The 26,954-nt window shown below is 63.7% G+C and carries 27 protein-coding genes and 1 tRNA gene; 16 read left to right on the top strand and 12 right to left on the bottom strand.

The features are described from left to right. Positions 1 to 13: 13 nt before the first annotated feature. Positions 14 to 862: a cold-shock protein gene (locus tag Q0D44_RS05495; RefSeq protein WP_294133642.1), complete on the top strand. Its 849-nt coding sequence runs from the start codon at positions 14 to 16 to the stop codon at positions 860 to 862. A 249-nt stretch (positions 863 to 1,111) separates the two neighbouring features. Here Q0D44_RS05495 and Q0D44_RS05500 read toward each other — a convergent pair whose 3' ends face one another. Next, positions 1,112 to 2,158: an aromatic ring-hydroxylating dioxygenase subunit alpha gene (locus tag Q0D44_RS05500; RefSeq protein ID WP_294133645.1), complete on the bottom strand. Its 1,047-nt coding sequence runs from the start codon at positions 2,156 to 2,158 to the stop codon at positions 1,112 to 1,114. Between the two features lie 77 nt (positions 2,159 to 2,235). Between Q0D44_RS05500 and Q0D44_RS05505 the strand changes: the two genes are divergently transcribed. After that, positions 2,236 to 2,922, top strand: coding sequence for a TetR family transcriptional regulator (locus tag Q0D44_RS05505; RefSeq protein WP_294133648.1), 687 nt, complete (start codon positions 2,236 to 2,238; stop codon positions 2,920 to 2,922). A 227-nt stretch (positions 2,923 to 3,149) separates the two neighbouring features. On the opposite strand, the gene Q0D44_RS05510 is transcribed toward Q0D44_RS05505, so the two are convergent. Beyond that, a complete protein-coding gene (locus Q0D44_RS05510; protein WP_294133651.1) occupies positions 3,150 to 4,559 on the bottom strand; it encodes an XRE family transcriptional regulator in 1,410 nt (469 codons plus the stop codon). A 140-nt stretch (positions 4,560 to 4,699) separates the two neighbouring features. Between Q0D44_RS05510 and Q0D44_RS05515 the strand changes: the two genes are divergently transcribed. Beyond that, on the top strand, positions 4,700 to 4,891 hold the full coding sequence (locus Q0D44_RS05515) for a hypothetical protein (protein ID WP_294133654.1): 192 nt from the start codon (positions 4,700 to 4,702) through the stop codon (positions 4,889 to 4,891). A 30-nt stretch (positions 4,892 to 4,921) separates the two neighbouring features. On the opposite strand, the gene Q0D44_RS05520 is transcribed toward Q0D44_RS05515, so the two are convergent. The 4 genes from Q0D44_RS05520 to Q0D44_RS05535 all read right to left on the bottom strand — a co-directional run bounded on the left by Q0D44_RS05520 (position 4,922) and on the right by Q0D44_RS05535 (position 10,390). Continuing rightward, positions 4,922 to 5,920: an inorganic phosphate transporter gene (locus tag Q0D44_RS05520; protein ID WP_294133656.1), complete on the bottom strand. Its 999-nt coding sequence runs from the start codon at positions 5,918 to 5,920 to the stop codon at positions 4,922 to 4,924. A gap of 21 nt (positions 5,921 to 5,941) precedes the next feature. Continuing rightward, complete coding sequence (locus Q0D44_RS05525) at positions 5,942 to 7,057, bottom strand: DUF47 family protein (RefSeq protein ID WP_294133658.1); 1,116 nt, start codon at positions 7,055 to 7,057, stop codon at positions 5,942 to 5,944. A gap of 74 nt (positions 7,058 to 7,131) precedes the next feature. Beyond that, positions 7,132 to 9,243: a TonB-dependent receptor gene (locus Q0D44_RS05530; RefSeq protein WP_294133660.1), complete on the bottom strand. Its 2,112-nt coding sequence runs from the start codon at positions 9,241 to 9,243 to the stop codon at positions 7,132 to 7,134. 235 nt (positions 9,244 to 9,478) lie between these two features. Beyond that, on the bottom strand, positions 9,479 to 10,390 hold the full coding sequence (locus tag Q0D44_RS05535; RefSeq protein ID WP_294133973.1) for a LysR family transcriptional regulator: 912 nt from the start codon (positions 10,388 to 10,390) through the stop codon (positions 9,479 to 9,481). 110 nt (positions 10,391 to 10,500) lie between these two features. Here Q0D44_RS05535 and Q0D44_RS05540 point away from each other — a divergent pair. Continuing rightward, positions 10,501 to 10,574: transfer RNA gene (locus Q0D44_RS05540), tRNA-Gly, on the top strand. Between the two features lie 16 nt (positions 10,575 to 10,590). Here the strand turns inward: Q0D44_RS05540 and Q0D44_RS05545 are convergent. Continuing rightward, positions 10,591 to 11,580: a LacI family DNA-binding transcriptional regulator gene (locus Q0D44_RS05545; protein WP_294133663.1), complete on the bottom strand. Its 990-nt coding sequence runs from the start codon at positions 11,578 to 11,580 to the stop codon at positions 10,591 to 10,593. Positions 11,581 to 11,676: 96 nt separating this feature from the next. Here Q0D44_RS05545 and Q0D44_RS05550 point away from each other — a divergent pair, with 96 nt between their 5' ends. The 6 genes from Q0D44_RS05550 to Q0D44_RS05575 all read left to right on the top strand — a co-directional run bounded on the left by Q0D44_RS05550 (position 11,677) and on the right by Q0D44_RS05575 (position 17,428). Continuing rightward, on the top strand, positions 11,677 to 11,871 hold the full coding sequence (locus tag Q0D44_RS05550) for a DUF4169 family protein (RefSeq protein WP_294133666.1): 195 nt from the start codon (positions 11,677 to 11,679) through the stop codon (positions 11,869 to 11,871). 141 nt (positions 11,872 to 12,012) lie between these two features. Then, on the top strand, positions 12,013 to 12,951 hold the full coding sequence (locus Q0D44_RS05555; RefSeq protein WP_294133671.1) for a hypothetical protein: 939 nt from the start codon (positions 12,013 to 12,015) through the stop codon (positions 12,949 to 12,951). A 143-nt stretch (positions 12,952 to 13,094) separates the two neighbouring features. Beyond that, positions 13,095 to 14,312 (top strand): argininosuccinate synthase, encoded by a 1,218-nt coding sequence (locus Q0D44_RS05560; RefSeq protein ID WP_294133673.1) that lies wholly within the window; start codon positions 13,095 to 13,097, stop codon positions 14,310 to 14,312. Between the two features lie 234 nt (positions 14,313 to 14,546). Next, entirely contained in the window at positions 14,547 to 15,218 is a 672-nt protein-coding gene (locus tag Q0D44_RS05565; protein ID WP_294133676.1) for an EF-hand domain-containing protein, read from the top strand. Between the two features lie 135 nt (positions 15,219 to 15,353). Next, entirely contained in the window at positions 15,354 to 16,073 is a 720-nt protein-coding gene (locus Q0D44_RS05570) for a response regulator transcription factor (RefSeq protein WP_119746124.1), read from the top strand. Continuing rightward, entirely contained in the window at positions 16,073 to 17,428 is a 1,356-nt protein-coding gene (locus Q0D44_RS05575; protein WP_294133683.1) for an ATP-binding protein, read from the top strand. Before Q0D44_RS05570 ends, Q0D44_RS05575 begins: the two co-directional genes overlap by 1 nt. A 36-nt stretch (positions 17,429 to 17,464) precedes the next feature. On the opposite strand, the gene Q0D44_RS05580 is transcribed toward Q0D44_RS05575, so the two are convergent. From Q0D44_RS05580 to pyrE, 5 genes are all read right to left on the bottom strand, one after another. Continuing rightward, positions 17,465 to 18,547, bottom strand: coding sequence for an AI-2E family transporter (locus Q0D44_RS05580; RefSeq protein WP_294133687.1), 1,083 nt, complete (start codon positions 18,545 to 18,547; stop codon positions 17,465 to 17,467). A 23-nt stretch (positions 18,548 to 18,570) separates the two neighbouring features. Further along, complete coding sequence (gene lepB / locus Q0D44_RS05585; protein WP_294133690.1) at positions 18,571 to 19,458, bottom strand: signal peptidase I; 888 nt, start codon at positions 19,456 to 19,458, stop codon at positions 18,571 to 18,573. Positions 19,459 to 19,493: 35 nt separating this feature from the next. Beyond that, entirely contained in the window at positions 19,494 to 19,895 is a 402-nt protein-coding gene (gene acpS / locus Q0D44_RS05590; protein ID WP_217673657.1) for a holo-ACP synthase, read from the bottom strand. Positions 19,896 to 20,031: 136 nt separating this feature from the next. Next, positions 20,032 to 20,760 carry a pyridoxine 5'-phosphate synthase gene (locus Q0D44_RS05595; protein ID WP_294133695.1) on the bottom strand — a complete coding sequence of 243 codons (729 nt, stop codon included), beginning with the start codon at positions 20,758 to 20,760 and terminating at the stop codon, positions 20,032 to 20,034. Between the two features lie 4 nt (positions 20,761 to 20,764). Further along, positions 20,765 to 21,346: an orotate phosphoribosyltransferase gene (gene pyrE, locus Q0D44_RS05600; RefSeq protein WP_119746419.1), complete on the bottom strand. Its 582-nt coding sequence runs from the start codon at positions 21,344 to 21,346 to the stop codon at positions 20,765 to 20,767. A gap of 283 nt (positions 21,347 to 21,629) precedes the next feature. Between pyrE and coxB the strand changes: the two genes are divergently transcribed. The 6 genes from coxB (at position 21,630) to Q0D44_RS05630 (ending at position 26,926) form a co-directional block, all read left to right on the top strand. Next, a complete protein-coding gene (gene coxB / locus Q0D44_RS05605; RefSeq protein WP_294133704.1) occupies positions 21,630 to 22,631 on the top strand; it encodes a cytochrome c oxidase subunit II in 1,002 nt (333 codons plus the stop codon). Between the two features lie 18 nt (positions 22,632 to 22,649). Continuing rightward, positions 22,650 to 24,344 (top strand): cytochrome c oxidase subunit I, encoded by a 1,695-nt coding sequence (gene ctaD, locus Q0D44_RS05610; RefSeq protein ID WP_294133706.1) that lies wholly within the window; start codon positions 22,650 to 22,652, stop codon positions 24,342 to 24,344. Between the two features lie 104 nt (positions 24,345 to 24,448). After that, positions 24,449 to 25,342, top strand: a complete 894-nt coding sequence (locus Q0D44_RS05615) for a heme o synthase (RefSeq protein ID WP_294133709.1) — start codon at positions 24,449 to 24,451, stop codon at positions 25,340 to 25,342. Next, positions 25,339 to 25,476 (top strand): hypothetical protein, encoded by a 138-nt coding sequence (locus Q0D44_RS05620; RefSeq protein WP_182913925.1) that lies wholly within the window; start codon positions 25,339 to 25,341, stop codon positions 25,474 to 25,476. The genes Q0D44_RS05615 and Q0D44_RS05620 overlap by 4 nt, the downstream gene beginning before the upstream one ends. Next, a complete protein-coding gene (locus Q0D44_RS05625) occupies positions 25,476 to 26,051 on the top strand; it encodes a cytochrome c oxidase assembly protein (protein WP_294133713.1) in 576 nt (191 codons plus the stop codon). The genes Q0D44_RS05620 and Q0D44_RS05625 overlap by 1 nt, the downstream gene beginning before the upstream one ends. 44 nt (positions 26,052 to 26,095) lie before the next feature. Continuing rightward, the gene (locus Q0D44_RS05630; protein WP_119746104.1) at positions 26,096 to 26,926 is read left to right on the top strand and encodes a cytochrome c oxidase subunit 3; all 831 of its coding nucleotides are present in this window, start codon (positions 26,096 to 26,098) and stop codon (positions 26,924 to 26,926) included. The last annotated feature ends 28 nt before the right edge of the window (positions 26,927 to 26,954 follow it).

Raw genomic sequence — 26,954 nt, forward strand, 5'->3', positions numbered from 1 at the left:
TGACTAACAGGGCATGAGTTTTGACAGAGGTCGCCGCGGCGGGCGCGGCAAGGACAAGCGCGACGGTTTCGGCGACGACAATTTCTACGATCAGGGCGCTGGCGGCGGCGGTGGTCGCGGTGGTTTTGGTGGCGGCTTCGGTGGCGGTGACCGCTTCGGCGGCGGCGGTGGTGGCTTCGGCGGGGATCGCGGCGGCTTCGGCGGTGGCGATCGTCCTGCTGGCGGCGGCTTTGCCGGTGGTGGCAATCGCGGCGGCTTCGGCGGCGGCGGCGGCGGCTTTGCCGGCGGCGGCGGCGGTGGTCGCGGTATGCCCGCGCAGGTCGTTGGCGAAGGCACGGGCGTCGTCAAATTCTTCAACGGTCAAAAGGGCTTCGGCTTCGTCGTCCGTGATGATGGTGGCGAAGACGTGTTCGTTCACATCAGCGCTGTCGAGCAGGCTGGCCTCACCGGTCTGGCCGAAGGGCAGCAGCTGGGCTTCACCCTGGTCGATCGTGGCGGCAAGGTGTCGGCGACCGATCTCAAGATCGAAGGCGAACCGCTCCCCGTTACCGATCGCGGCCCGCCGCGTGAACCGCGCGAACCCCGCGCCGGTGGTTTCGGCGCGCCCGGTGGCGATCGTGGCGGCCCGCAGCGTCAGCTGACCGGCGAACGCGCCAGCGGCACGGTCAAATTCTTCAACGCGATGAAGGGCTTTGGCTTCATTCAGCGCGATGACGGCCAGCCCGACGCCTTCGTCCACATCAGCGCCGTCGAACGCGCTGGCATGGCCGCCCTCAATGAAGGCGACCGTCTGGACTTTGAACTGGAAGTCGACCGTCGCGGCAAATATGCCGCCGTCAACCTCCAGCCCAAGTCTGACTAAACAGACACACTTCCGCTTTCGCGGGAGAGGATAAAGAAGGGGTCGCCTGCCCGGCGGCCCCTTTTTTGTTGGGGGGTGGCGGCTGTGTACCGATTATCGCCACTCTGTCGCATCTCTGTTACGCTTGGAAGCCGACATTCCTGATCATTCTTCGTGAATTCTCACATAGCGTTGAACATCAGGAATGATCTGAATCATGAACATGAACCATCAGGCCGAAATCGCTTTGCCCAAGACAATCCAATCCCATCAAGCGTCGCTATTCTCCGCCAAAATCTGGGTTTCCAGCCGGCGGCGCACTTTCAGGGCTCCATTGTCGATTCGCGCGCTGATCTCTGTCGGCAGCGTCGCACCCGATTGCAGCACGGCTTCGATCGTTTCGATTGCATCGATGTCTTCGGGCTGGATGCGCGTGCCCATTCCAAGGTTCATCGCGGTCAGGGCTGGATTATCGAGGCCGAAATTGCGTGCGGTGTTGACGAAATAGTGCAGCCGGGTCGGCGATGCAGGCGTGATCATGTGCAAAAAATTCTGAATGCCCAGCACCACGCCACTGGCAGCATCGGTGATTGCGCCACCGGTGCGGATCAGGCACGGTCCCATATATTCAGCATCAAATTGCTGATGGACCGGCCCTTGCTGATGGGGGAATTGCATCTGGATCAGCGGATTGAGCGGCAGGTTCTGGCCGTTGCGCTGGACGGTAAGACTGCGCTCGGTCTCTGCCAGTGTGACCGGAATTTCGACCACCTTGCTCCCGCCCGGAATGGTGTTGGCGTGAATGAAGGTAACATGGCTGAGATCGAGCAGATTTTCGATCAAGAGCGTGTAACGCGCATCGACGGTGGCAAGCGGATGCTGTTCAACGACCCAGTCGGGATTGCCGGGCCCGATCGCTTCCATATCGGGGATCAGGCCGGGATCGGCCAGGCTTTCTTGTCCGGTCCAGATCCACAGCAGATTGCCTCGTTCCACGACCAGGTAGCGGCGCAGGGCTGATTTTTGCGGCACATTCTTCTGGCTGGGCACGAACTGGCAATGCCCGTCAGGCCCAAAAGTAAAGCCGTGATACCCACATTGCACGGCATCCCCGACCAGGCGTCCGCGTTCCAGCGGGAAGCCACGATGGGGACAGATGCCTGCCAGCGCGACTGGATCGCCGTTTTCGGTGCGATAGAACAGGACCGGCTCCCCCAGAATGTCCCGGGCCAGCAACGTCCGCCCCAGTTCCGATGTGTAGGCCGCCACCCACCATTGGTTGCGCGGATAGGGTTGATCAGCGGCAAGCGGGTACATGGCTCTCTCCAAGGCAGGTCAGTTTTACGCTGGCCTAGTGTTTGTCATATGACTAAGATATTTGTCAACCGACAAACTTGACCCTTGCGCTGGACTTGCGGGACCGGCAAACAGGCCGCATGAACAAAGGAAAAAGGGTGCCAAAGGACAGCAGTCCGGCCCGATATGATGGTCAGGAAAATCGGCGGATCGTTCTCGACGCAGCGTTGCGGGTCTTTTCGGATCTGGGCTTTGAAGGCGCCAGTACGCGGGCGATAGCGGCGGCAGCGGGTATCGAGCAGGGCCATCTTGCCTATTATTTCCCCTCGAAAATGGCGCTTTGGCGGCAGGTTATCGAAACATTCGCGCGCCAGGGCGAAGCATATCTGAGCGCACATCTGACGCTCGATGCGTTAGCCAGCCCCGTTGTTACCGCCCACAAGGTTTTGCCGGACTTTCTGCGGACCTTCGCGTCAAATCCCCGCCTGACGCGCCTCATGCTTCAGGAATTTTCCGTCCTGTCGGCACGCCATGAATGGGTGGTCGTCAATTTTGGTCAACCGGTTTGGCGGTTGCTCGAACCTCTGTTCGACGGGTTGCAGGCGCAACGCCGACTGGCGGGCGCAGAGCCCGTCACGGCCTATTTCACACTGATCGGTGCTGCGCTGATAACATTCGGCAACCCGGAACTGATCGCTCGACTCTCAGGCGATGAGGCGAACGAAACCCAGTGGGTGGATAAGGCTATCGAACATATGTTGGTGCCCATTTTCGCTTCTGCCTGATCAAGCGTTCCCTTCTCCCGGATGGAAATAAAGCGCTGGCCGCAGACATTTTGTTGAGCCAAATGACCGCCAAAAGAATGTCAGATCTGGCATATAAGCGCCGATGACTGGCCGGTGGACGAATGATGGCTTTCATAACATCGCGGCGTGCCCAAGCGCAAAAAGTTCGGCAGCTATCCCTTATTCCCACTAGTAACCAGACATTCCGAAATCGGCCACTCCCCCCTTCACACCCGCCTAAACGGAAACGGCGCGCTCGTCCGCTCATACCCATGCAAATCCAGCGCCCGCGTCACAGGGGGCAGCGCGCGGTCGGGGCAGGCGCGGCGTTCGCACAGGTGGCAGGTGGGGCCGACTTCGACCGCGTCGTCCTTGTCCGCATCGATCCCGTCGGCGTGGACGATCCGCGAAGCATGTTTCGCCTCGCACCCCAGCGCGATGACCGCGCGGCCGCGCGCGCCCGGCGACTGGGGCAGCGCCATGGCCAGGGTCACGAAGCGGCGCTCGTCCAGCGTCTCGATCAATTGCACATTCACCTGATCGACCGCGCCTGCGCCATGCGCGTCCCAGCGCGGGCAGGTGCTGCCATAGCGGGCGAAGGGCCAGGCTTCGCCGTCGAAGCGCTTGGATATGATGCCTGCCCGGTCCATCCTGACCATGAAGAAGGGGATGCCGCGCGCGCCGGTGCGGTTGAGGCTGGTCAGGCGGTGGGCCAGCTGCTCGCTCGACACGCCGAACCGGTCGCGCAGCACGGGCAGGTCGTGGCGGCATTGCTCCGCCGCCTGGCGGATGCGGTCATAGGGCATGATCAGCGCGGCGGCGGCATAGTTGGTCAGCGCGATGGTGGCGAGGCGGCGGCTATCCTCGTCCGGCGGCGCGGCGCGGGCGACCTGCGCGGCTATCGCGTCGGCCAGTTCCTGCGCGCACAGATGATAGGCGATGGCGAACAGCCGCCCGGACGCCGCCAGCCGCTCGCTCAGCATCAGCCGCCGCCGGTGCATGTCATAATGGCGCAGCGTCCCCGCCAGCACATCGGCGCGGACGACCTGGACGGCCATGCCGTGCCGCTCTTTCAACCGGGAGCGCAGGTCCGCCTGCAACAATGCGGGATCATCGTTCAACTGCGCCGCGATGGCTTCGGCCCCTGCGTCAATCTCGGCAAAATGATTGCCCGCCCGCGCGATCGTCTCACGCAGCCAGTCGATCGGCGCGACCAGCGGGGCGGGGGCGCGTTCGCCCGCCGCTGCTTCACCGGGCAGGCGGCGCAGGTCGCTCAGCGCGCGATAGAATCGGGCGATGGCTTCGCTGACGCCGGGATAATTTTCCGACACTTCCAGCACTTCGTCGCGGGCAATGCCGATGTCACGAACCAGCGCGTCGGACAATATTTCGCTCAATTCGCCCGGCCCGCTATCGGTCGCGCGCGCGGTGAAATCGCGAATGTCGATGTCATAGACATTGGCCAGACGCAGCAGCATCTGCGCGCTCAACGGGCGCTGGTTGCGCTCCAGATGATTGAGATAGCTGGGCGAAACGCCGAGTTCCTCGGCCATGCGGGTCTGGTTCAGCCCCAGTTCGCGGCGCAGGACGCGCAGCTTGGGGCCAAGGTAAAGTTTGCGGTCGATTGCATCTGCCATAAAGTCATGATGTCATAGAATGACAATATGACCAAATCTTATCGTGACACGCGGCCACTCATCGTCCTTCCGCATCGCGTCAATATGTCTAACTCACTGTCCATCGCCGCACGACGGCTTGCTGACATAAGGACAGGATCATGACGACGGACACGATGGAAACGACAGAAACCGGCGGCCACCCCCAGCCCGCCCGCTCACGCGCGGTTTTCTCGCCGGAAGATTTCGGCCTGATCCGCACCGCGATCGTCCATTATCTGCGCGAGATTCAGGATCAGCCGGAATCGGTGAAATATGCCAATCTCTACCACCGGCTCGGCCGGGTTGCGTAAAGGCCATCCTCCCCCGGTGGGGGAGGATGATCAGAAGAAGCGCGTGACCCAATAAAAACCCGCACCGATCAGGCCGGCGGCGGGCAGGGTCACGACCCAAGCGACGATGATGCGCGAGGCTATGTTCCAGCGGACCGCCGACAGCCGCCGCGATGCGCCCACACCGACGATCGCGCCGGTGATGGTGTGGGTGGTGGACACTGGAATCCCCAGATGCGTCGCCATGAACAGGGTGATCGCGCCGCCGGTTTCCGCGCAGAAACCCTGCGCCGGGCTGAGCCGGGTGATCTTCGACCCCATGGTGTGGACGATCTTCCACCCGCCAAACAATGTGCCGAAGCCCATCGCCGCCTGACAGCTGATCACCACCCAGAAGGGCACATGAAAGTCGCCCTGCAACATGCCCTGCGAATAGAGCAGCACGGCGATGATCCCCATCGTCTTTTGCGCGTCATTCCCGCCATGACCCAGTGAATAGAGCGAGGCGGAGACAAGTTGCAGCTTGCGAAACACCCCGTCTGCGCCATGGGGCGTGAAGCGACGGAAGATCCAGCTTATGATCAGCACCAGCAGCAGCGCCAGCAGCAGGCCGATCGCTGGTGACAGGACGATCGCCGCGCTGGTCTTGAACACGCCGGTCCAGATCACTGCGGGCAGCCCCGCCTTGGCCGTCCCCGCGCCCAGCAGCCCGCCGATCAGCGCATGGCTGGAGGAGGAGGGGATGCCCAGCGCCCAGGTGATGAGGTTCCACGAAATCGCCCCCATCAGCGCGCCGAAAATCACCTGCGGATCGATGATCGCGGCATCGACAATCCCTTTGCCCACCGTGGTCGCGACATGCAGGCCAAAGAAGAGGAAGGCGATGAAGTTGAAGAAGGCGGCCCAGGCGACCGCATATTGGGGCTTGAGCACGCGGGTCGACACGATGGTCGCGATCGAGTTGGCAGCGTCATGCAGGCCATTGAGAAAGTCAAAGGCAAGCGCGACGCCGATCAGCGCGACCAGCAGCGGGAAGGCTATGGGGTCCATGGACTCTATCCGGCGGGATCGTCAGGCGTGGTCGATGACCAGGCCGGAAATCTGGTTGGCGACATCCTCGAACCGGTCGGTGACCTTTTCCAGGTGGGAATAAATTTCCCGCCCGACGACGAAATCCATCGGATTGCCTTCGCGCGCGGCGGCATAGAGCGTCTTGAGGCCCGCTTCGTGCAATATGTCGGCATGGCCTTCCAGCTTCACCAGACGTTCGGTCAGGTCGTGCAGCCGCGTGGCGTTCAAGTTGAGCGAACGCAGCAGCGGCATCGCTTCGGCCGCCAGCCGCGCACATTCGACGATCAGCGCGCTCATATCCTGCATCTGCGGCGGGAATGTCTTGACCTCATACAGGGCGATCGCCTTGGCGGTCTGGTTCATCTGGTCGATCGCGTCGTCCATCACACCGATCAGCCCGGTGATGGCGCTGCGGTCGAACGGGGTGACGAAAATGCGCCGGACGTCCTGCAGCACGTCGCGGATGATGTCGTCCGCTTCATGTTCGCGGTCGGAAATTTCCTTGATATGGACCATCATGTCCGGCCCGCCCTTGAGCAGCCGGGCCAGTGCATCGGCGCCGGCGACCAAGGTTGCCGCATGATTTTCGAATTGCTCGAAAAAGCGGCCCTGCTTGGGCATCAACGCATGAAACCAGGCGAGCATTCCAGTCCTTTCGCTTTGCTTGTCCTTGAACCAAAGCAGCATCCGCACGAACCGGCCCGGATCGCGGGGCGGTTTGCGAAAGGCGGCGATGATTGCCTGAAGATCGGGTTCGGCGACCGCGCGTGCGGCTTCTGCCACGGGGAACCAGCGCAGTTCACGCTGCCCCTGTTCGGGCCATTGCGACAATTGGCCTGTGACGGCAAGGGGGAACACCTCGACGCTTGCCTCCCGCGCGGCACCATTGCGCTTGCGCTTGTCATAGCTGTAGCGGCCAAGCGAGGCGGGGCAGGCGATGCCGTGGATGCCCGCTTCCTCAAAGGCTTCCAGTTCGGCGGCGCGATGGCCGGCCAGCCCCTTGATCCGGTTGCCCTTGGGAATGACCCATCGCCGCGTGTCGCGCGACGTGATCAGCAATATCTGCATCGATCCGTCGGCATGGGTCGCATAAGGGAGGGCAGCAATCTGGCGCATTAGCCGCGCCTTGTAACGAAATTGTCATAATGCGCAATCGACCCCGTCGCGCGGCGCGACGGGGCCTGGTCAGATTAGATGGACAGGCGCGCGGTGATACGGATGTCGCGCCCGGCCAGCGGGGCGTAATCCTTCAGGAAACTGGCGTGGCGGCGGGCCTCCACGTCGAAGATATTATTGGCCGACAGCATGATGGTGGTGCGGTCATTGCCCTTGATCGGCTTCCAAGCCAGCGATGCGTTGACCAGGGTGAAGCCGCCCGTTTCCGTCTCCGTCGCGGCGATCCGGTCCTGTGCGAAACTATGCTCCACCTCGCCCCGCAGGCTGAGGCGCTCGCCCTGCGCTTCCAGTCCGCCCAGCAGGCGCATCGGCGGGATACGCGGGGCCGGGCCGGAATCGGTCACGGTCGCGCGGACATAATCGGCTATGCCATCCAGGTTGATGGCATAGCCGCCGACTTGCGCCAGCTTGACCGTGGCTTCGGCTTCAAAGCCCAGATAGCGCGCCTTGGCCTGATTATATTGGAAGCAGGGGAATTCCAGATCCTCCCCGCCATTCACCGCCATGCAGGCGTCATCGGCGACCTGTGCGTCATAAATATAACCGTCGAACCAGTTATGATAGGCGGACAGGGCGAGGGTGTAGCCCGGCCCCTGGCCGCGCAGCGTGGCTTCGACGCCCCAGCTTTTTTCCTTGCTGAAATCGGGATTGCCCAGTTCAAACGCCTGCGTCCCGGCATGATTGCCGCGCGCAAACAATTCCTCGGCCGATGGCGCGCGTTCGGTGCGGGACAGGTTCAGCCCCGCGCGCCAGCCCGGTACGATCTCCCGGCTTGCGCCGATCGAGCCGGAAATGGTGTCGAACCGGCGGTCATAGGCCGGGTTGAACAAAGTCGCGTCGGCGTCCGCGCTGACATCGGTATGTTCATAGCGCCCGCCCACCTCGACGCGGGTTTTGCCCAGGTCGATCGACTGGAGGGTGAAGAGGCCCAACTGGGTGGTTTCGTTGCGGGGCAGGAATTTTTCTTCTCCCTCGACATGGAATTTGCGGGTGAAGAATTGCCCGCCGATCGCACCGTCCCATCCGCCGCGATTGGCCTGGATCAGTTCCAGCCGCGATTCCATCGACTGATTGTAGAATGTCGTGCCGACCTCGCCCGTATCCTCGATTTCCTGATGCTGATAATCGGCAAAACCCGCGCGGAAGCGGATCGATTCGAGGAAACTGCCATTGACCGGCACTTCGGCGCGCATGTCGGCCCGGTCCTGCTTCATATGCAGCCGCACCTTCTCCGCCTCGCCGCCCGGCTCCACCGCATAGCGCACCGGCACGCCATAGAGATTGTCGCTATGGGTGACCGAAAAGCCCAGATTGCCGCCATCGGTGATCAATGCCGCGCCGCCCGACACTTCCCATGTTTCCGCCGCGCTGTTGGGCAGCTTGCCACGCAGGGTCGCCAGGCTGGCAATGTCCGGGTCGCCGCTGGCCGCGGCCTGCGCGCGCAGGGCCGGGGTCAATATATAGTTGCCCGTGTCCAGATCGCCCGACTTGGAATAGCTGCCGTCAAAGTGAAAGACGAGCTTATCGCCCAGCGGCACTTCGACCTCGCCCGATCCGGTACGCTCGTTCGCGGCGCTGCCATAGGTGGTGATGGCGTCGATATGCACCGGCTCGTCCGGCACGCGGCGCGGGATGCGGCTGTCGATGACATTGACGACGCCGCCGATGGCTGACGATCCGTAGAGCAAGGCGGCGGGCCCCCGCAGCACCTCGATCCGGTCGGCGGTCAGCGGGTTGATGGCGACGGCGTGGTCGACCGATGTGTTGGACACGTCGAAACTGCCGATCCCGTCGGTCAGGATGCGCACCCGTTCCCCCTGAAAGCCGCGCAGGATCGGGCGGGATGCGTTGGGACCAAAGGATGTCGCCGACACGCCCGGCTGCCGCGCCAGCGTCTCGCCGATGGTCGACCGCATGGTGCGGGTCAGTTCCTCGCCCGTAACCACCGACGTGCCGGACAAGATGTCGCCCTGCCGCCGGGGGATGATGGCGGTGACGATGATGTCGGCGCGATTGTCATGATAGGCCTGATCGGCTGCTGCGTCGGGGGTCTGGGCTAGGGCGGGGAGGGCAAGGCACAGGGCGTGCAGGGCGCAGCCGGCGCGCAGGAGCGGGGAAAGGAGCATGAAACGGCATCATCCTTGGAACGGGAAAGTCGATGTGACCCTGTATCCAGAATGAGATATCATATCAAGCTCAGTTCGTCGCCTTTTTGCTGCGGTGCGTCAGGCAAGGGGGTGGGGTTTTTTCACCATCCCGCATCCGTTCGCCCTGAGCCTGTCGAAGGGCTGTTCTTCTTCGCAAAGAAGGACGGGGCTTCGGCAATCTCAGCCTGAACGGAGAAGGGATAAGCGTTGAGGCCTAAAGAAACAGAAATTCCGCCAGCGCCTCCACCGCCGGGGTTTCCGCCGCGCGCGGTCCCAGCGCCTGGCGCACCTCGATCGCGGGCAATTGCGTGTCGAGTGGCAGCCGTCCGATCCCGTCCATCCGCCCCAGATCGCGCGCCAGTGCGCCAAAGGCGGCGAAGATGCCCTTGCCCGCGCGCAGCGCCGTCATCACCGCGAACATATCGTCGCTTTCCAGCACCGGCGCGCCAAGCTGCACCCGCCCCCGCGCCAGCGCATCCTCGACGATATGGCGCATGGGATTATGTCGCTCCAGCGCCAGCATCGGTGTGACGGCCAGATCGTCGCGCGACACGCTGTCCGCCTGCGCCAGCGGATGGGCGGCCCCGACATAGAGGCTGAGCGGCTCTGACCAGCCATAGCGGGACGCGAAACCGGACGGTTCCTCCAGCGCATAGAAATAGGCGATGTCGGCGCGCCCCTCCCGCAGGGCGGCGGCTGCGTCGGTTACCGACTGGACCTGCAAGTCCAGCGTGATCGCAATATCCTCATTGGCCGCCTCGAACGCCGACAGCGCTTCCTGAAAATGGCCGAAGATTGGGGCGGGGGCCGCCAGCATGATCGTCTTGCGCGGCGGAGCGGGCGGTGGGGGCAGCGCTTTGGGGGGCGCAGCCGTCTCGTCCCAATCCTCCGGCGCGTCCTGCGACAATAAAGTCATCGCCTGCGCCGTCTTGCGCCCGGCAGGGGTCAGGCGGACGGTGCCGCTCATATCCTCGAACAGGCGATAGCCCAGCCGCATTTCCAGCGACCCGATGTCGCGGGCGATATCGTCAGCCGTAACGCCCAGCATGTCGGCGCAGCGGGCAACGCTGCCCGCCGCCACCATCTGCGCGAAAATGTCCAGCTGGCGCAGGGAAGGGCTTTGCATCCCCGCCTGATAGAGGAAATGCCGCGCCGGGTTAAGGGCGATCTTGGCGCAATTGCGCATTGCGATATTGACGAAGCCCCCAGGATGATGGCAGGGCGCTTCCCGGCCGGGCGGGTATAGCTCAATGGTAGAGCACTAGCCTTCCAAGCTTGTGATGCGGGTTCGATCCCCGCTACCCGCTCCAGCCCTTCTTCGCCGGTTCAGCCCGGCCCTGGCCCGCAGCTGCCTCGTTCCACCAGCGTGAACAGGAATTCCGGCGCATCGAGCGGGCCGTTGGCCAGCGCGTCGATGACCGATCGGCCCATATCCTCCAGCGGCTGGCGCACGGTGGTGAGCGGTGGCCAGCTGGTGAGACTCGCGGGGGTGTCATCGAAGCCGACCACTGACAGATCCTCCGGCACGCGCAGGCCGATGCGGTGGGCATGGGTCAGCACGCCCAGCGCCATGTCGTCATTGGTCGCAAAGATGGCGCTCGGCGGCTGGGGCAGGGCCAGCAGCGCTTCGCCCGCCGCGATGCCCGATGTGAAATCGAATCCGCCCGGTACGAACAGCGCATCGTCGATGGGCAGGCTCGCGGCGGTCAGGCCGTCGCGAAATCCCTCGACCCGGCGCAGTGCCGCGCGGTGCGAGGGCGGGGGGGTGATGATGCCGATCCGGCGGTGGCCATGCGTGATCAGATGGTCGGCGACCATCCGTCCGGCGGCCCGTTCGGGGGTGTGGATATTGAAACTGGCCGCCACCACCGACCCGGCGATCCGCGCGCAGGGCAGGCGCAGTTCCGCGAGGCGCGCCAGCAGTCCTTCATCGTCCGACAAGGGTGGCACCAGCAGCACGCCATCGGGCCGCAGCGCCGCAACCAGCCGGTCCAGCACGTCGAATCGCTCCTCGCCGCCCGGTGAGATCGGCTCCACCACCAGATGATAGCCCAATTCCCGGCAGCGCGCGGCCGCGCCCGTCTGGATGCCGCTGATATAGCCGGGCGCGGGATTGCTGTAGAGATAGGCGATCATGAAGGACCGCCCCCCCGCCAGCCGCCGCGCCGACTGGTTGGGGCGATAGCCCAGCTGATCGATCGCCGCCTGCACCCGCGTGCGCAGGTCCGGGCTGACATTGGGGGCGCTGTTGACGACGCGCGACACTGTCTTGATCGATACCTGAGCCAGGGCGGCGACGTCGTGGATGCTGGTCATGACGCTGTCATGGAAGCGACAGGCCGCGCTTGGCAAGCCATGATCGCCGCTCCTATGATGCGATATGCGGCGCAATGGGGAAGGAACAGCCTGGACATGAGCAATGTCATCAATCTGCGCCAGGCGCGCAAGGCGAAGGCGCGGGACGACAGAGCGCGCGTCGCGGAGGGCAATCGCGCGAAATTCGGCTGGACGAAGGCGGAGCGGATTGCGGACGCCAAGGATCAGGCACAGCAGGACGCTTTGCTGGACGGCGCCTATCGTGAAGGACGTAGGTTAGATGACTTATAGTATTATTTTGTAAATCTGGCGTTCATGTGAAGATGAACCGTTGTTCAGGCCAATCATCCTGCCGCTGATCCGCCACCATCCGTCCTGAAAGCGAGAGTCTGTCTGCGGTCAATCGAAGATGTCGTGGGTTCATCTTTCGCTATGACTGAACACACTCGCTCAATTCGCCCCGCCAGGGCCGCGATCGCCGCTGTTCTGGCCCTCAGTGCAACCCCTTTGCTGGCACAGGAACTCGCGCCGCCGCCGGTAGCCCCAACGGTAACCGCACCCACCGCACCGCCGGAGGCTGTGACAGCGCCAGTCGCTGCGACCCCCTCGACGCCCACTTTCGCGACCAGCGCGCCGGTGGTGCAAGCCACGCCCTCGGTCGAGGAACGTCGCGCCGCAGCGATTGCAGCCGCTGAAGCAGAGGCCGCTGCCAAGCCTGCGCCAGCGCCGCGCCGCGCCGCCGCGCGCGCTGTGGAACGGGTCGCTGCGCCAGTCGTACCGGTCGCCGTCGCACAATCGGCTCCTGCGGTGACACCGCCTGCCGTGACGCAGGCACCGGTCGCACCTGTGATCGCGCCGGAACCGGTTGCTGCAACGCCAGCCGCGCCAGTAGTGGAACAACAGGCTGCGCGCACCGACAATGCCCTGCTTTTCGCCATGGGCGGGGCAGCCTTGCTGCTCGCAGGCCTGGGTGGTGCTGCGCTGATGCGTCGTCGTCGCCCGATCGAAACGGTCGAGGAGGAGCAAATGGTTGCGCCGGTCGCCGAGCCGATGCCGATCGAACCCGCCCCGGCGCCCGTTGCGCCCCGCTCCGTTTATACTCCCGCTGCGCCAGTGACGGACGAGGAGCGCACGATCGCCGCCATGGTTGCCGCGCCGCCCAGCCCGGAAAACCCCTTCCTCACCCACGCCAAGCGGGTGCGCCGGGCCAAGTTCCTGCTGGCCGAGCGTCAGGCGGTCGCCGCACCGCCAGAGCCCCACCAGGCTGAGCCGGTCGCAACGCCCACCCCGGCGATCGACCGCAGCCAGACCGTCTATCGCTTTGGCAATGACGGCGTGCGGACCGGTGTTCTGAAACCACGCACCCACTGATCAACCCCTGACGACAGGATGAGAGGGACCGGAAGCACAGTGCTTCCGGTCCCTTTTTGCCTGTCCGGTTGCACTTTTGCACACTGGCTGATACGCGCCGCGCGCATCATCCGCGCCATCACTGCACAGAAGAGTCGCTAGCCATGTCAGACAAGATCAACCGCATCGTCCTTGCCTTTTCCGGTGGCCTCGACACCAGCGTGATCCTGAAATGGCTGCAACAGACATACCAGTGCGAGGTGGTGACCTTCACCGCCGATCTGGGGCAGGGCGAGGAGCTGGAGCCAGCGCGGGCCAAGGCACGGCTGATGGGCGTCAAGGAAGAACATATCTTCATCGACGACCTGCGCGAGGAATTCGTGCGCTACTATGTGTTCCCGATGATGCGCAGCAACGCGCTCTATGAAGGCCTCTATCTGCTCGGCACCTCGATCGCCCGGCCGCTGATCGCCAAGCGCCAGATCGAGATCGCCAAAATGGTGGGCGCTGATGCGGTCAGCCATGGCGCGACCGGCAAGGGCAATGACCAGGTCCGCTTCGAGCTGGGCTATTACGCCCTGTCGCCCGACATCAAGGTGATTGCGCCCTGGCGCGAATGGGATCTCACCAGCCGCACACGGCTGATAGAATTTGCCGAACAGAATCAGATTCCGATCGCCAAGGACAAGCGCGGCGAAAGCCCCTTTTCGACCGACGCGAACATGCTGCACACCTCGTCGGAAGGTAAAGTGCTGGAAGATCCGTGGGATGAAGTCCCCGACTATGTCTATTCGCGCACGGTCAACCCGGAGGACGCGCCCGACGCGCCCGAATATATCACCATCGATTTCGAGCGCGGCGATGGCGTGGCGATCAACGGTGTCGCCATGTCGCCTGCGACATTGCTGGAAACGCTCAACGATTATGGCCGCAAGCATGGCATTGGCCGTCTCGACCTGGTTGAAAACCGCTTCGTCGGCATGAAATCGCGCGGCATGTATGAAACGCCGGGCGGCACCATCTATCACCTGGCCCATCGCGGTATTGAGCAGGTGACGCTGGATCGCGGCGCGGCGCATCTGAAGGACGAACTGGCCCCCAAATATGCCGAGCTGATCTATAACGGCTTCTGGTTTTCGCCAGAGCGCGAGATGTTGCAGGCGGCGATCGACCATAGCCAGGAGAAGGTCACCGGCACCGTCCGGCTCAAGCTCTACAAGGGCGGCGTCTATGTCGTGGGTCGCAAGTCGCCTTATTCGCTCTACAGCGAGAAGGTCGTGACGTTCGAGGATGATGCGGGCGCCTATGACCAGCGCGACGCGGCGGGCTTCATCAAGCTCAACGCGCTGCGGTTGCGATTGCTGGGGCGGCGGGACGCCTGATTCATTCTCTCCTCCCGCCTGCGGGAGGGGTCGGGGAGGGCATGTCCGATGCGACTGCCGGTTACAGACCCTCCCCTACCCCCTCCCGCAAGCGGGAGGGGGACAAAGTCAGACGTTACAAATTGCGACAGTTTGCCTGTTGCGCTGACATAGTTGCGGGACAAGTCTTGCCCATAAGTGATCTCAAGGACGGCGACATGCCGTTCATGACAATCATTTGGAAGGTAGCTGGACATGCTTCGTAAATTTTTTGGCACCGTGGCGCTGGGTTCGCTGTTCGTCGGCGGCCTTGCTGCCTCGCATCTCGCTTTCGCCCAGCCGGGCGGTGAAGGGCCGGGCCGGGGTGGCCGCGGTGGCATGATGGCCATGGCGGACACCAACAAGGATGGCGCGATCAGCAAGGCGGAACTGACCGCCGGGCTGGAAGCGCGCTTTGCCAGGATGGACGTCGACAAGGACGGCAAGCTGACCCAGGCCGATCGTGACGCGATGCGCGCCCAGCGGCTCGACATGCGCTTTGCCGCGCTGGACACCGACAAGAATGGCCAGGTCAGCAAGGCGGAATTTACCGCCGCGCATGAAGCCCGCGCCGACAAGCGCGCCGAGCGCCGTGCTGAAGCCGGCAAGCCCGGTGGCCCCGAAGGCCGCAAATGGGCGGGCCGTGGCCATCATCGCGGTCTCGGCCAAGGTGGTATGATAGGGGGCGGCATGATGGGCGGGCGCGGCGACGCGAACAAGGATGGCACCGTCACCAAGGCCGAGTTCATGGCCGGGCCGATCGCGATGTTCGACAAGGCCGACGCCAACAAGGATGGCAAGGTGACCGCCGATGAAATGAAGGCAGGCCGCGAAGCGATGCGCGGCGCGTGGAAGGACCGCAAGGCACCCCCGCCGCCCGCAGGCTAAATACTCCCTTTCGCGGTCCGGCCCGGCATTCCCCCTGATGTCCCTGAACCCGATCGCGACAACTGGAAGGGCGAAGGCGTGCCCCCTTGCGCCTTCGCCCTTCCAACCTTTGTTCAGCCATGACAGACAGGCAGCATGAGCGAAAAACCCCATCTCCTCCTCGTCGATGACGAGCGTTCGATCCGCGAACCGCTGGCGCAATATCTGTCCCGCAACGGCTTTCGCGTCACCGCCGTCGACAGCGCGGCGGAGGCGCGCATTCGCCTGAACGCCAACGCTATCGACCTGGTGATCCTCGACATCATGATGCCGGGCGAGGACGGCCTGTCGCTCTGCCGCTATATCCGCGAAACCAGCGAAATCCCGGTCATCCTGCTCACCGCCCGCACCGAGGAGACCGACCGCATCGTCGGGCTGGAGATGGGCGCGGACGATTATGTCCTCAAACCCTTTTCGCCCCGCGAACTGGTGGCCCGGATCAAGGTGATCTTCCGCCGCGTCGCCACCGGCGGCCAGCGCGTCACCGCGCCCGATGGCGCCAATTACAGTTTCGCCGGCTGGCTGCTCAAGACGCAGGAGCGCACGCTGGTGGACAGCGAGGGCGTGTCGCTGCCACTGTCGACCGCCGAATATAATCTGATGCTGGCTTTTGCGACCCGCCCCAACAGCGTGCTGAGCCGCGACCAGTTGCTCGACATCACGCAGGGCCGCGAAGCCAATGCGTTCGACCGGGCGATCGACAATCAGATCAGCCGCCTGCGCAAGAAGATCGAGCCGGACCCCAAAAATCCGACTTTGATCAAGACCGTCTGGGGCGGCGGCTACACATTGTCCGCCGAAGTCCGAAAACTGTGATGGCGCAGGCGTGGAAGCGGCTGCGCCTATGGCCGCAAAGTCTGGTCGGGCAGATCATCCTGCTCGTCGCGCTGGCGCTGTTCGTGGCGCAGGCGATCAATTTCGCGCTGCTCTATCGCGAACGGACCCAGCTGGAACTGACCGGCCAGACAGCCCCTGCCGTCTATCGCGTCATCGATGCGCTCGACAACCGGCCCGATCGCCCGGTCCCGCCACGGATGCGCGCCCGCTTCGTGCAAGGCACGCCGACGTTGAAAGGACAGGCGCGCCCCGATATCGAAAAGCGCGCCATGGCCATGTTCGGGGATATCGGCCTCAACATATTGAGCGTCCGCGTGGTGCAGGATGATAGCGTCATGCCCATGCGCCGCTGGGAGCGCATCCGCATCCGCGCCAATGGCGAACGTCCGCACGACCATCGCGTCGCCCGGCTGACGCTGGCGGCGGAATATGAGCCGGGCAAATGGGTGGTGACGCAGGCCCGGACCGGCGACCGGCCGCAGCGCTTTGGCGGCTGGCTGGTCGGCCAGACGCTCATCCTCTATGTCATCGTCCTGCTGCCCCTGCTCTGGGTCGGCAGTCGCCTCGCGCGACCGCTCAAGCAACTCACCGGCTCCGCCCAGCAATTTGCCCGCACCGGCTCTGCCGATCCGGTCGATGAACGCGGCCCCGGCGATGTGCGCGACCTGACCATGGCGTTCAACGCCATGCGATCGCGCATCATCGCCATGCTGGATGAGAAAGATAGGATGCTCGGCGCGATCGGCCACGATTTGCGGACTCCGCTCGCCTCCCTCAGGGTCCGGGCCGAATCGGTCGAGGATGATGGCGAGCGGGCGCGCATGTCCGAAACGATCGACGAAATGAACCGGATGCTGGAGGATATCCTCTCGCTTGCCCGTGCCGGGCGTAGCACCGAAGCCGCGCAGAAGGTCGATCTGGCGTCTCTGGCTGACGCGGTGGTGGAGGATTTCATCGAACTGGGATCACCGGTCGACATGACCGACAGCGACCGCGCCGTCGCCTTCGTCCGCCCCCAGCAGATCCGCCGTGCACTGCGCAACCTTGTCGAAAACGCCATCGTCTATGGCGAACGCGCCCATGTGTCGGTCAACCGCGAAGGCGGCATGATCCGCATCATCGTGGCCGATGAAGGGCCGGGCATTGCCGAGGACCGGATGGACGAAATGCTCGAACCCTTCACCCGGCTGGAAGGCTCGCGTAACCGCGAGACCGGCGGGGCAGGGCTGGGGCTGGCGCTGGTGCGCGCGATCATGGCCGAACATCAGGGCGCATTGCGGCTGGCCAACCGGCCAGGTGGCGGACTGGAAGCGAGTTTGGTGCTGCCGGGCTGAGTGGACGGGGTATTTTATGCCGACTGCGGCAAAATCTCAAACCCCCAACCGTTCCGCCACCCGCGCCGCGCGCTTTTCCTCCAGCCGCTTGGACCGTTCCTCCAGATAGACCTTGATCATCGCGACGATCGGGTCGGCCAGGAACAGCCCCATGATGCCGAACAGTGCGCCGAACAGAATCTGCGCCGCGAGCACCAGCGCGGGGGCCAGATCCGTGGCCTTTTTCGCCACCATCGGCACGATGAGATAGCCATCGACAATCTGCACCGCCAGATAGACGCCAAAGGCATAGAGGCCGGTGTCGGTACCGCCGGAAAAGCCGACCAGGATGATCAGCACGCCCGAAAGGATCGACCCGATATTGGGCAGGAAGGCGAACAGGCCGGTCAACAGCCCCAGCAGCCCTGCCATCGGCACCCCGCCAGCCCAGAGCAGCAGCCAGGTGCCGACACCCTCCACCGCCATCCCGATCAGCCGCCCGGCCATCAGCCGCCGCAGCGTCCAGCCCATCTTGTCGGCGATAGCGTAGAAATGGCTGCGCTTTTCCATCGGCAGCATCCAAGCGACGCCGCGTTCATAGAGTTTGGGATCGACCGCGATGAAGATCGCCAGCACCAGCATCATGACCCCGCTGGTGATCGCGCCGACCGCGGTGCCGACTGCCGCCGTCACCCGTCCCATCGAACTCATCGCCTGACTGGCGAGGCTCTTCAAATCCTCCGGCGTGGTGGACACGCCCATCTGCTGCATCCAGCCGCCCACGCGCGCGACCTGCGTTTCGACGATCGTCCGCATCGCCTGCGCCTGTTCCATCAGGCTCGATCCGGTCAGGTAGAAGGTCCATACCATGAAAGCGACGGCGCTCAGCAGCACGATCGTCAGCCGCCAGCCGCGCGCGATCGGCAGCACGCGCTTCAACAGCCGCGCCCCGCCATCCATCATCGTCGCCAGCACCAGCGCGCCCAGCACCAGCAGGATCGGCTGCGCCAATATCGCGATCAGCCCGATGAGGATGGCCAGCGCGAACCATACGCCCGCGCGCTGCAACTCCTGGGCCACCAGCGGGCTGCGCACTTCGCTGGGACCGGGTTCCTCGACATGATGCTGCGTGTCGCTCAAACCCGATGCCCCTTATATCATGACTATTTCGGGTCGGTAACGCTCGCTGGCCGCAGGCTGTTCCCGGCGCGGCCGCTACGCAGCGAGCGGACCCAGCTCAGCGGATTCCATGTCGTATCGCCGTCCAGGCTGAAAGTGATGAACTCGGCCCGCCCGCCAATCGCCTCCCATGGCACAGGCCCGCCCAGCCCATTTTCCTCCAGCGGCGCACGGCTGTCGGCGCTATTGTCGCGATTGTCGCCCATCAGGAACACATGGTTGGCAGGCACCCTGACCGGGCCATACCAGTCGAGCGCGCTAGGCCCCATGTCGATCGTCAGGTACGTCTTGCCATTGGGCAGAATTTCCTGCCGCACCGGCAATTCGCAATAGTCCTTGCCGTCCACGCCGCTGACGCGCGCGCCGGGGAATTGCATCGGCGAACAGGGGGCATTGGCATCCACGGCCAGACGCAGCGGCTTCAATGCCTTCTGCTTTACCGCCACGCCGTTCAGCACCACCTGTCCGCCGCGCACCTCGATAATGTCACCGGGCAGACCGATCACCCGCTTGATATAATCCTCGCGCCGGTTCTGCGGCGACACGATGACGATATCGCCGCGTTCGGGCAGCCGACCGAACAGTCGCCCTTTCAGGAAGGGCAGGGGGTGAAAGCTGGGCGAGACATAGGACCAGCCATAGGGGAATTTGCTCACCACCAGCCGATCACCGGTCAGCAGCACCGGCATCATCGATTCGGACGGGATGTAAAAGGGCTTGGCGACGAAACTGTGGAAGGCCAGCACCGCCAGGATCAGCAGCGACAGGCTTTTGACCTCCTGCCACCAATTGACCCAAGGCGCGGGCGCTTTGATTTCAGGTGCGGGGGTTTCCGGTGCAGGCGTCTCGTCGCTCAGGTCGGCTGCGGTCATTTGAGTCTGCTCGCTGGGGTCGGGGGGCAGGGCGCTCACAGCGGCACCGCCTCTATGATGACGAAGGCCTGCGCCCATGGATGATCGTCGGTGAGCGTCAGATGAATGACCGGCTTGTGACCCGCAGGCACCATCGTTTCCAGCCGCGCCAGCGCGCCGCCGGTCAGGGCCAGCGTCGGCGCGCCCGACGGCGCGTTGACCACGCCGATATCCTTCATGAACACGCCGCGCTTGAACCCGGTGCCGACCGCCTTGGAAAAAGCCTCCTTGGCGGCGAACCGCTTGGCCAGCGTCCCCGCCTTGGTGAAGGGGCGGCGATTGGCCTTGGCCTGCTCGACATCGGTGAACACACGGCTCTCAAACCGCGCGCCGAAGCGGTCGAGCGAGTTCTGGATACGCTCGATATTGCAGAGGTCGGAGCCGAGGCCGATGATCACCTTGAAAGCCCCTCCCCTTCAGGGGAGGGGTTGGGGTGGGGGCGTGCCGCAGACGCGGCGCCAAGACGATGACCCCCACCCCCGTCCCCTCCCCTGAAGGGGAGGGGTGAAGAATCGTCGCGATCAATATCTTGGCTCAACGCGCCAGATCCATCTGCCGCCGCATCTCTCTGATACTGCCTTCCAGCCCGCCGAAGATCGCCTCGCCGATCAGGAAATGGCCGATATTGAGTTCGGCAACCTGCGGGATGGCGGCGATCGGCGCGACATTGTCGAAGGTCAGGCCATGGCCCGCATGAGGCTCGATGCTGTTTTTCGCCGCCAGCGCGGCGGCATCGGCCAGCTTGCGCAATTCCGCCGCGCGCGCTTCGCCATGCATATGGGCATAGGCACCGGTGTGGAATTCCACCACCGGCGCGCCCAGCCGGATCGCCGCGTCGATCTGGCGCGCGTCCGCCTCGATGAACAGGCTGACGCGAATCCCCGCGTCACCCAGCGCCTGCACGATGGGCTGAAGCGTCTCAAACTGTCCCGCCGCGTCCAGTCCGCCCTCGGTCGTGCGCTCCTCGCGCTTTTCCGGCACGATGCAGGCGGCGTGCGGCCTGTAGCGCAGCGCGATGTCCAGCATCTCCGCCGTCGCCGCCATCTCCAGATTGAGCGGCACGTTGAGCGCCGCCATCAGCGTGGCGACATCCTCGTCGCGAATATGCCGCCGGTCCTCGCGCAGATGCGCGGTGATCCCGTCCGCCCCCGCCTTTACCGCCAGCAACGCCGCCTTGACCGGATCGGGATGATCCCCGCCGCGCGCGTTGCGGATGGTCGCCACATGGTCGATATTGACGCCAAGGCGCAGGGGCGTGGTCATGGCGCTATATCTTCCGGCTGCCCGGCTTAATCGCCGGGATCGCCGCCAGTTCGGGCGGCACCGCATCGGCTTCATAGACCGGGAAATTGATCGACACGAGCGGATAGAAGGGGACGCCCAACTCCACCTCGCCCGCCGACCGGTCGACCAGCGCGGCTTCGGCGATGACAATGCCGCCTTCTGCCGTCACTGCCTCGATCGCCTGGCGCGACGACAGGCCGGTGGTCACGACATCCTCGACCATCAGCACTTTCTGTCCGGGCGATATGGCAAAGCCCCGGCGCAGCTCGAATGTCCCTTCGGGCCGTTCCAGAAACACCGCGTCCTTGCCGAGCGCGCGGCCGACTTCATGTCCGACGATCAGGCCGCCCATGGCTGGCGAAACCACCAGGTCGATCTCCTGCCGCAATTCGCGCGGCAGTTTCTGCACCATCGCGCGGGCGAGAGTGCCAGCGCGCTCGGCATTCATCAGCACGCGGGCGCATTGCAGATAATTGGCGCTGCGGCGACCCGACGACAATATGAAATGTCCTTCCAGCAATGCCCCTGCTGCCCGGAATTCCGCCAAAACCTCTTCGTCGCTCATGCCGTTCATCTATCCTGTCGCGGGCCATGCGGGCGCTCTGCCCCCCATCATATCCCTGTAAACATGACGCACGCGACGCGCCATGATCGCGCCCCTGTGCGCGCTGCTGCGAAATAGGGGGCCAAAGGGGACGTTGCAACAGCGAAGAAAATCTGGTCATGGAAGCTTGAGGCATGAAAAAACCATGCCTATAAGCCGCGGCAGAACCGACCGGGCGGGGGCGATGCGCAGACGCGCGTCTTCGTTGCAGCGGCGCCAAGGGGTTACGGGGTAAGAATACGCTATGAACAAGGTGAAATCGCTCGTTCTCGCCGGATTGCTGGCCTTCGCGCCATCGATCGCGATGAACGGTCAGGCGCTGGCGCAGGACAATGTCGCCGTCGCCGCGCCAGCTGCGGACAATGCCGCCGCTCCGGCTGATTCGGCCGCCAACGCCGCCGCACCGGCTGCGCAGGCTGCGCCCGTGGCCAAGGTCGCCGCGCCGCCGCGCATGAAGCCGACCGAAGGCATTGGTATGCCAAAGCCGGGCGAAGTCACGCTGCAGGAGCAGTTCACCTCCACTGGCCACACCGCCCGCTGGCTGCATGACAAGATGCTGCTGCCGCTGATCTTCGCGATTTCTATCCTCGTCCTTGCGCTGATGCTCTATGCCATGTGGCGTTTCCGGGCGAGCGCGAACCCGATCCCGTCCAAGACGTCGCACAACACCTTCATCGAAGTGGTGTGGACGGTGCTGCCGGTGCTGATCCTGCTGGTCGTCGCGGTCCCCTCGATCGGCCTGCTGGCCGACCAGTACAAGCCCGCGCCCAAGGATGCGCTGACCGTCAAGGTCACCGGCTATCAATGGTATTGGGGCTATGAATATCCCGACTCGGGCATCCCCGAATTCGTGTCGAACATGCTGACCGAGGAGCAGGCCAAGGCCAGCGGCGAACCGCATCAGCTGGCCGCCGACAACCGTCTGGTCCTGCCCGCCGGTCGCCCGATCAAGCTGATCATCACCGCTGCCGACGTCATCCACAGCTTCGCGGTGCCTTCGCTCTGGGTCAAGATGGACGCCGTTCCCGGCCGCCTGAATGAAAAGAGCTTCACCATCGAAAAGCCGGGCGTCTATTACGGCCAGTGTTCGGAATTGTGCGGCGCGCGCCACGGCTTCATGCCGATCGCGATCGAGGCACTGCCGCCTGCGCAGTTCGACCAGTGGGTACTCTCGCAGGGCGGCAAGCCCGCTGGCGCGGCGCCTGCCGTTGCCGCCGCCGCGCCCGCCGCTGACGCCAAGCTTTGATGTAAGGGCAGAACCGCCATGACCACCATTACCGCAGATCATCATGGCGACCACGCCCATGATCATCACGACGCCGATCACAAGCCAGCCTTTTTCCAGCGCTGGTTCATGTCCACCAACCATAAGGACATCGGCACCCTCTACCTGATCTTCGCGATTTTCGCGGGCGTCGTGGGCGGGGCGATTTCCGGCCTGATGCGCGTCGAACTGGCGCAGCCGGGCATCCAGTATCTCCAGGGCTGGGCCAATATCCAGCATTCGCTGCTGGGCGCGGAGCCTGCCAGCCTCGACCAGGCCTATCACCTTTGGAATGCGTTGATCACCGCGCACGGGCTGATCATGGTGTTCTTCATGGTGATGCCCGCGATCATCGGCGGCTTTGGCAACTGGTTCGTGCCGATCATGATCGGCGCGCCGGACATGGCCTTCCCGCGCATGAACAATATCAGCTTCTGGCTGCTCATCCCCGCCTTCGCGCTGCTGCTCGGCTCGGCCTTCGTGCCCGGCGGCACCGGCTATGGCGCTGGCACCGGCTGGACCGTCTATGCCCCGCTCTCGACCAGCGGTTCGGCTGGCCCGGCGGTCGACATGGCGATTCTGTCGCTGCACATTGCGGGCGCTGGCTCGATCCTCGGTGCGGTCAACTTCATCACCACCATCCTTAACATGCGCGCGCCGGGCATGACCCTGCACAAGATGCCGCTGTTCGTCTGGTCGGTGCTGGTCACCGCCTTCCTGCTGCTGCTGGCCCTTCCGGTCCTGGCCGCTGCGATCACCATGCTGCTGACCGACCGCAACTTCGGCACCACCTTCTACGACGCGGCCGGCGGCGGCGATCCTGAACTCTACCAGCATCTCTTCTGGTTCTTCGGTCACCCCGAAGTCTATATCATGATCCTGCCCGGCTTCGGTATCGTCAGCCAGATTATCTCGACCTTCTCGAAAAAGCCCGTGTTCGGCTATCTCGGCATGGCTTACGCCATGGTCGCGATCGGCGTCGTCGGCTTCGTCGTGTGGGCGCACCACATGTTCACCACCGGCATGTCGGTCAATGTGAAGATGTATTTCACCGCCGCCACCATGGTCATCGCGGTGCCGACCGGCATCAAGATCTTCTCGTGGATCGCGACCATCTGGGGTGGTTCGATCAGCTACAAGACCCCGATGGTCTGGGCGCTGGGCTTCATCTTCCTGTTCACCGTGGGCGGCGTCACCGGCGTCGTGCTGGCCAATGGCGGCGTCGACGACGTGCTGCACGACACCTATTATGTCGTCGCACACTTCCACTACGTCCTCTCGCTGGGTGCGGTGTTCTCGCTGTTCGCGGGCTTCTATTACTGGTTCCCGAAAATGTCGGGGCGCATGTATAATGAATTCCTCGGCCAGCTGCATTTCTGGGTGTTCTTCGTCGGCGTGAACCTGCTGTTCTTCCCGATGCACTTTCTGGGCCTGTCGGGTATGCCGCGTCGTTACCCCGACTATCCTGCCGCCTTTGAAAAGTGGAACCAGGTCGCGACCCATGGCTATGAAATCATGGCTGTCGGCATGGTGATCTTCTTCATCAACGTGTTCTGGTCGCTGGCGGCTGGCAAGAAGGCCGCTGGCAATCCCTGGGGCGAAGGCGCGACCACGCTGGAATGGACCCTGTCCAGCCCGCCGCCCTTCCACCAGTTTGAAACCCTGCCCGTGATCGACGATGCCGCGCATCACTGATCATCGGACATACTGACATGATCGAGGGGGCGGGTGCCAAGCCCGCCCCCTCATGCTATATGCCCCCGACTGGTGGGGCCGGAACCGATATGACGAGCGTAACGATGACATCCGCCCCGATCACGGCCCACTGGCGCGACTTCCTCGCGCTGACCAAGCCGCGCGTCATGACTTTGGTGGTGTTCATCGGCCTGTGCGGCCTGCTCGCGGCCCCCGGTCATATCCACCCGGTGCTGGCCTTCACCGCCATTCTCTGCATCGCGCTGGGCGCAGGCGCGGCTGCTGCCCTCAACCAATGGTATGAGGCGGATATCGACGCGAAGATGAAGCGCACCGCCAATCGCCCTCTGCCCGCCGGGCGCATGGACCGGACTTCGGCGCTGCATTTCGGCGTCGGCCTTTCCTTCTTCTCGGTTATCCTGATGGGCATGGCGACCAACTGGCTCGCCGCCGCCATCCTGGCGATCTCCATCCTCTTCTACGTGTTCGTCTATACCATCTGGCTCAAGCCCCGCACGGCGCAGAATATAGTCATCGGCGGCGCGGCCGGGGCCTTCCCGCCGGTGATCGGCTGGGCCGCGGTCACCGGCGACGTCGCGGCGCTGCCGGTCGCCCTGTTCATGCTGGTATTTTTCTGGACGCCGCCGCATTTCTGGGCGCTGGCCCTGTTCGCCAAGCCCGATTATGCTGCCGCAGGCATCCCGATGCTGCCGGTCGTCTCAGGCGAGGTCGCGACCCGTCGCCAGATCTGGTTTTACACCGCGATCATGGCGGTTGCGGCGATGGCCCCGGTGTTGTTGCGCCTCACTGGCCTGCTCTACGGCACCGTCGCGTTGTTCGGCACATTGCTGTTCGCCGTCTTTGCCTTCCAGGTCTATCGCCGTCGTGAGAGCGATCCGGCGCGGATGGGACCGGAACGGCGACTGTTCAAATATTCGATCCTCTATCTTTTCCTCCTCTTTGGAGCAGTGGTCGTCGACCGCTGGCTATTGGCATGACCCCAGACGAAGAAAAGCTGATCCGCGCCCGGCAAAAGTCGCGCGCGCTGGTGACGGGCCTCATTCTGGCGGCGCTGGTGATCCTGTTCTACGCCATCACCCTGGCCAAGATCGGCGGGAGCAGCGCGATCTGATGGCAACGCTGCCGCCTTCTCCTTTCGACCGCGACCGGCGCAATCGCCGCACGATGATCGCCATGGCGGGCGTCGGCCTGTCGATGCTGGCGCTCGGCTTTGCGTCGGTCCCGCTCTATCGTATCTTCTGCGAACAGACCGGCTTTGGCGGCACGACGATGCGCGCGGACGCCAATGTGCAGGTGCGCGAAGCGGCGGGCCACACCATGTCGATCCGCTTCGATTCCAATGTCCAGCCGGGGATGCCCTGGCAATTCTACCCCGAACATCGCACCGATACGGTGACCGTGGGCAGCAAGGACATGGCGATCTTCATCGCGAAGAATATGTCGGACAAGCCGGTCACCGGCACCGCCAGCTTCAACGTCACCCCCAGCCAGGCGGGGGCCTATTTCACCAAGATTCAATGCTTCTGCTTCACGCAGCAGACCTTGCAACCGGGGCAGGAGGTGCGGATGCCCGTCCTCTATTTCGTGGATCCCAAGATCCTGAAAGACCCGGATAACAAGGATACGCAGCAAATTACCTTGAGCTATACCTTCTACCCTGTTGAGCAGGACAAGAAGCCAAGCTAAGGCAATTCTCAAGAACACGGACAAGCGAACAGGGAAGAGCAGTCATGGCAGGCGCCAAGAATCACGATTATCATATTCTCCCGCCCAGCATCTGGCCCTTGTTTGGCGCCATGTCGGCGCTGGTCATGGCCTTTGGCGGGATCATGTGGATGCACCCCGACGCGCTGCCCGCTGGCGGCGGCTGGGTGTTCCTGCTCGGTCTGGCCGGCGTGCTGTTCACCTTCTACAGTTGGTGGGCCAATGTCGTGGCCGAAGCCCATGCCGGTGACCACACCCCTGTTGTCCAGCTGCACCTGCGCTACGGCATGATCCTGTTCATCGCATCGGAAGTGATGTTCTTCGTCGGCTGGTTCTGGGCCTTTTTCGACTTCTCGCTGTTCCCCAGCGCGCTGCCCCCGATCGACGGCCTGTTCCCGTCGAAGGGCGTGGAAGTCATGAACGCCTTTGAGCTGCCCTTGCTCAACACGCTGATCCTGCTCTGCTCCGGCACCACCGTGACCTGGGCGCATCATGCGCTGATCCATGGCGACCGCGATGGCCTGATCAAGGGTCTGTGGTGCACCATCATCCTGGGCGCGATCTTCTCCTGCGTGCAGGCCTATGAATATGCCCATGCCCCGTTCGATTTCGGCGGCAACCCCTATAGCTCGGCCTTCTACATGGCGACCGGCTTCCACGGTTTCCACGTTCTGGTCGGCACGATCTTCCTGATAGTCAATCTGGTCCGTGCCTATAAGGGCCACTTCACCCCGCGCCAGCATTTCGGCTTTGAAGCCGCTGCCTGGTATTGGCATTTCGTCGACGTGGTGTGGCTGTTCCTCTTTGTCGCCATCTATGTCTGGGGCGGCTGGGGCGCGCCGATCCACGGCGGCTGATCACTCCGCGATCGCTGACAGTATGAAT

The organism is Sphingobium sp. (genome assembly GCA_023266575.1).
Classification (GTDB): domain Bacteria; phylum Pseudomonadota; class Alphaproteobacteria; order Sphingomonadales; family Sphingomonadaceae; genus Sphingobium.